The sequence below is a fragment of the Streptomyces sp. WAC06614 genome, assembly GCF_003949795.1.
Classification (GTDB): domain Bacteria; phylum Actinomycetota; class Actinomycetes; order Streptomycetales; family Streptomycetaceae; genus Streptomyces.
In genome coordinates this window covers 1-4,338 of sequence record NZ_RPRY01000460.1, presented here as the reverse complement: position 1 = coordinate 4,338, position 4,338 = coordinate 1, and the positions used below count along the sequence as shown (strand labels likewise).

The window sequence follows — 4,338 nt, the reverse complement described above, 5'->3', positions numbered from 1 at the left end:
GGGGCGGGGAAATTTTTAAAGAACCCACCCCCCCCCCCGCCGCACCCGCCGCACCCGCCGCGGTGGAACCCCGGCCCATGGCCGGGCCCGTGACGGCGGAGCCCGCAGCGCCCGCAGCGCCCGAGGAGCCGACCCCTGCCGCGCCCGCGCCCGAGACGGCGGAGCCCGCCGCACCCGCCGCGCCCGCCCGGCGCCCGGGTGGTGGGCCGGCGCGCCGGGTGGTCCGGGCCGTCGGGCGCTCGGCGCGGGCCGTCGCGCTGCGCAGCGCCGCCGTCGTGGCGTTGCTGCTGCTCTGGGAGGCCGCGCCCCGCCTCGGGCTGGTCGACGCCACCTTCCTGCCGCCCTTCAGCGAGGTCGCCACCGCCTGGTGGGAGCTCCTGCTCGACGGGCAGCTCGTCGAGCACACCCGCGCGAGCCTGGTCCGTTCGCTGGGCGGCTTCGGCATCGCCGTCGCCGTGGCCGTGCCCCTGGGGCTGCTCATCGGCTGGTACCGGCCGGTCGCCGACCTGCTCGGGCCGCTGCTGGAGGTGTTCCGCAACACCGCGGCCCTGGCCCTGCTGCCCGTGTTCGTCCTGCTGCTCGGCATCGGCGAGACCTCGAAGATCTCCCTCGTCGTCTACGCCTGCGTCTGGCCGGTCCTGCTCAACACCATCAGCGCGGTCCGCGGCGCCGACCCCACCCTGGTCCGCCTCGCCCGCTCGATGGACCTGTCCACGCTCCGGCTGTTCCAGAAGGTGGTCCTCCCGGCCTCGGTGCCGGCCGTCTTCACCGGTATCCGGCTGGCCGGGGCGGTCTCCGTCCTGGTCCTCGTCGCCGCCGAGATGATCGGCGCCAAGGCCGGCCTCGGCTACCTGATCAACGCCTCGCAGTTCAACTTCGCCGTCCCGCAGATGTACGCCGCCATCCTGACGGTCTCCGCCCTCGGCGTCGCCTTCAACCAGCTCCTCGTCACCGTGGAACGCCGCCTCAGCCGGTGGCGCGTCCCCGCCTCCTCCTAGGGAACCCCGATGACCGCCCAGCCGCCCCGCACCCTCCACCTCAACGCGTTCCTGATGAACGCCGGCCACCACGACGCCGCCTGGCGCCACCCGAGCTCCAGTCCCGAGCGGATCACGGACCTGTCCTACTTCCAGGAGCTGGCCCGCACCGCCGAACGCGGAAAGCTCGACTCGATCTTCTTCGCCGACGGCGTCGCCCTGTGGGGCAAGGCCCGCCACAATGCCCTCGGCGGCTTCGAGCCCCTGACCCTGCTGTCCGCGATCGCGGCCGTCACCGAACACATCGGGCTGATCGCCACGGCCTCCACCACCTTCAACGAGCCGTACGCCCTGGCCCGGAAGTTCGCCTCGCTGGACCACCTCAGCGGGGGCCGGGCCGGCTGGAACATCGTCACCTCCGGCACCGTGGACGAGGCACGCAACTTCAACCGGGAGGAACACCTGGCGCACCACGTCCGCTACGAGCGGGCCCGGGAGTTCCTGGAGGTGGCCACCAAACTGTGGGACAGCTGGGAGGACGACGCGATCGTCCTGGACCGGGAGTCCGGGGTCTACGCGGACACCGACAAGCTGCACCCGGCCGCTCACCGCGGTGAGCACTTCCAGGTGGCCGGGCCGCTGAACGTGCCCCGCTCCCCGCAGGGCCACCCGCTGCTGGTGCAGGCCGGATCCTCCGAGGACGGCAAGGAGTTCGCCGCGCAGTACGCCGAGGCCGTGTTCACCGCCCAGCAGACCCTGGCCGACGCCCAGGCCTTCGCCAAGGACCTCAAGTCCCGCCTGGCCCGCTACGGCCGCTCCGAGGAGGACCTGCTGGTCCTGCCGGGCATCGCCCCCGTGATCGGCTCCACGCAGGCCGAGGCCGAGGCGCTGGCGCAGGAGCTGACCGAGCTCCAGGTGCCCGAGTACGGTCTCGCCCAGCTCTCCGGGATGCTGGGGGTGGACCTGAGCGGGCTGCCGCTGGACGGGCCGCTGCCGGAGCTGCCCGAGGAGCGGGACATCAACGGCAACAAGAGCCGTTTCACGCTGGTCGCCGAGCTCGGCCGGCGCGAGGGGCTGACCCTGCGCGAGCTGATCGCCCGGCTCGGTGCGGGCCGCGGCCACCGGGTCGTCGCGGGCACCCCGGAGGGGATCGCCGACGAGCTGGAGGAGTGGTTCACCGAGGGCGCGGCGGACGGGTTCAACATCATGGCCCCGGTGCTGCCCACCGGGCTGGCCGACTTCGTGGACCACGTGGTGCCGGTGCTCCAGCGCCGCGGGCTGTTCCGCACCGAGTACACCGGCCGCACCCTGCGCGAGCACTACGGCCTGCCGCGGCCGGTCAACCGCTACGTCACGGCGTAGCCGCCCCGCTGCCTCCCCGCCTCCTTCCCCCTGCCGGCCTGACGGATGTCAGGCCGGCAGCGTGTTGCGGTGCGAGAGCCGGCGGGCCTTGCTCAGCAGGGCCTGGATCTGCGCGCCGGACCGCTCGACGTCGGCCACGGGGGAGGGGAAGGCCAGGGGGACGTCCTGGTGGCCGGTGCGGTCCTCCAGCCGCAGGGTGATCCCGTGCCGGTCCAGGGCCACGGGCAGCGCCCGCAGCACCCCGGCGGTGGCGCGCGGGGGCACCAGGCGCAGCAGCAGGGTGACCAGTTCGGGGTGGTCGTCGACGAGGTGGGTGAGCATCCCCGCCTCGTAGGGGGCCAGCGGGTCGGGCTCGGCCGCCTCCAGTTCCTCCAGGCCCAGCCGGGCGGTGCCCTCGGCGGTCTCCAGCACCGCCCGGCCGAAGGCGACGCACGTGGTCGCGCCGGGTTCCCCGGTCCACGGGGTCAGCAGCCGGCCCAGCAGGGTGACCCGGGCGCGGACCCGGTCGCGTACGGCGGTCGGGGCGACGTCCGTGAACTCCAGCCGGACGGTGGGGCGGGGGTCGTCGCCCGGGCCCGGGTCGTCGGGGTGCAGGTGCAGCCGGTCCAGCGGATCACCGTCGTCCAGGCGGTGGACCTCCGTGCGCAGTCCGTCGACGACCACGGTCATCGAGTGGGCCGCGGCCAGGACCGAGCGCACCCGTTCGGCGTCGGTGGGCCGCGGCGCGGGGGCGGCCGGGGTGGCGGGGGCGCCGGGCATGCGCATACGGAATCTCTCCCTCGTCCCGAGTGGGTTAGGTAAACCTAACCTAACCTATCTCGGGCCCGCCGAGCACCCGCCGGGCCAGCCGGCCGAGCGCGTCCCCTATCCGCCGCCGGCTCAGGCCCAGCGTGTGGCGCTGGTGCTGGTACACCTCCGGGGCCAGCGGGCTCAGCAGGATGTCCGCGCACGCCTCCGGGTCCTCCGTGCCCGCCTCCGCCAGCAGCGCCCGGACATGCGCCCGCCAGTGCCCGTACGCGCTCCCGGTGAACCGGGCCCGGCCCGCCTCGGCCCCCAGTGCCAGCGGCAGGTGCCGCTCCAGCAGCCCGGTCGCCGCCTCGTAGAACGCCTCCATCCGCTCGGCCGGGGGCGCACCCGGCCCCAGCGGCGGCGGACCGTACGCCAACTGCCCCTGGAGGATCCGCTCGTGCTCGTCCAGCAGGGCGACCGCGATGGACGCCGGATCGGGGAAACGGCGGTACAGCGTGGCCCGGCCGACCCCGGCGGCCTTGGCGATCGCGTCCATCGTGACCGTCCGCGGATCCTGGTCGCAGAACAACTGCTCGGCCGCGGCCAGGATCTGCGCCCGGTTGCGCGCCGCGTCCGCACGCCGGGAGGGCCGGGCCCCTCGGGTCAGCTGGCTGGTCATGGCCGCGACGATACGTGCTCCGTGTCGTTGTTGGGCTGAACGGGTGAAACGCGAGAGGATGGGTGGATGCACAAGAAGCGTGTGGGCGAGGCCGCCCGGTGAGCAGGTACGACGTCACCGACGAGCAGTGGGAGGGACTGGCGCAGGTGGTGCCGCTGCGCAGTCGCAACGAGTGGCCCTCCCGGGTGGACCACCGCACCATCCCCGCCGCCCCCGGGGCCGCCGCCGCGCAGCAGCGGCGGTTCGTGGTGATCCGGGTGCAGGTCTTCGCGGACGCGCGGGAGGTCGCCGAGTACCTCATCGCGCAGATCCCCGTCCTGCTCGACCTCACCGGTGCCGACACCGAGGTGGCCAAGCGGATCCTCGACTTCAGCAGCGGCGTGGTGTTCGGACTGGGCAGCGGGATGCACCGGGTCGACCGGAACGTCTTCCTGCTCGCGCCCGTCGGCACCGAGGTCGAGGGGATCGCGGCCGCGGCCGTCCCCCGATCGTAGGAAGGTGGGGCCGGCGGAACGGTTCGGCGCGGGCCGGCGCCGACCGGCCCGCCGTAGCGTCCGCGCATGGACGCCACCACCCAGGTCAGGCCCGGCC

General features: G+C 74.3%; 5 protein-coding genes. 3 read left to right on the top strand and 2 right to left on the bottom strand.

Features of this window, described 5'->3' with window-relative positions:
• The first annotated feature begins 77 nt into the window (after positions 1-77).
• The gene (locus tag EF918_RS33110; protein WP_125652596.1) at positions 78-998 is read left to right on the top strand and encodes an ABC transporter permease; all 921 of its coding nucleotides are present in this window, start codon (positions 78-80) and stop codon (positions 996-998) included.
• 9 nt (positions 999-1,007) lie between these two features.
• Entirely contained in the window at positions 1,008-2,339 is a 1,332-nt protein-coding gene (locus EF918_RS33105; protein ID WP_125652595.1) for an LLM class flavin-dependent oxidoreductase, read from the top strand.
• A 48-nt stretch (positions 2,340-2,387) separates the two neighbouring features.
• Here the strand turns inward: EF918_RS33105 and EF918_RS33100 are convergent, their stop codons facing one another.
• Positions 2,388-3,098 carry a DUF2470 domain-containing protein gene (locus EF918_RS33100; protein ID WP_125652597.1) on the bottom strand — a complete coding sequence of 237 codons (711 nt, stop codon included), beginning with the start codon at positions 3,096-3,098 and terminating at the stop codon, positions 2,388-2,390.
• Positions 3,099-3,147: 49 nt separating this feature from the next.
• The gene (locus EF918_RS33095) at positions 3,148-3,747 is read right to left on the bottom strand and encodes a TetR/AcrR family transcriptional regulator (RefSeq protein WP_125652594.1); all 600 of its coding nucleotides are present in this window, start codon (positions 3,745-3,747) and stop codon (positions 3,148-3,150) included.
• Positions 3,748-3,845: 98 nt separating this feature from the next.
• Between EF918_RS33095 and EF918_RS33090 the strand changes: the two genes are divergently transcribed.
• Complete coding sequence (locus EF918_RS33090; protein ID WP_125652593.1) at positions 3,846-4,241, top strand: cell division protein SepF; 396 nt, start codon at positions 3,846-3,848, stop codon at positions 4,239-4,241.
• The last annotated feature ends 97 nt before the right edge of the window (positions 4,242-4,338 follow it).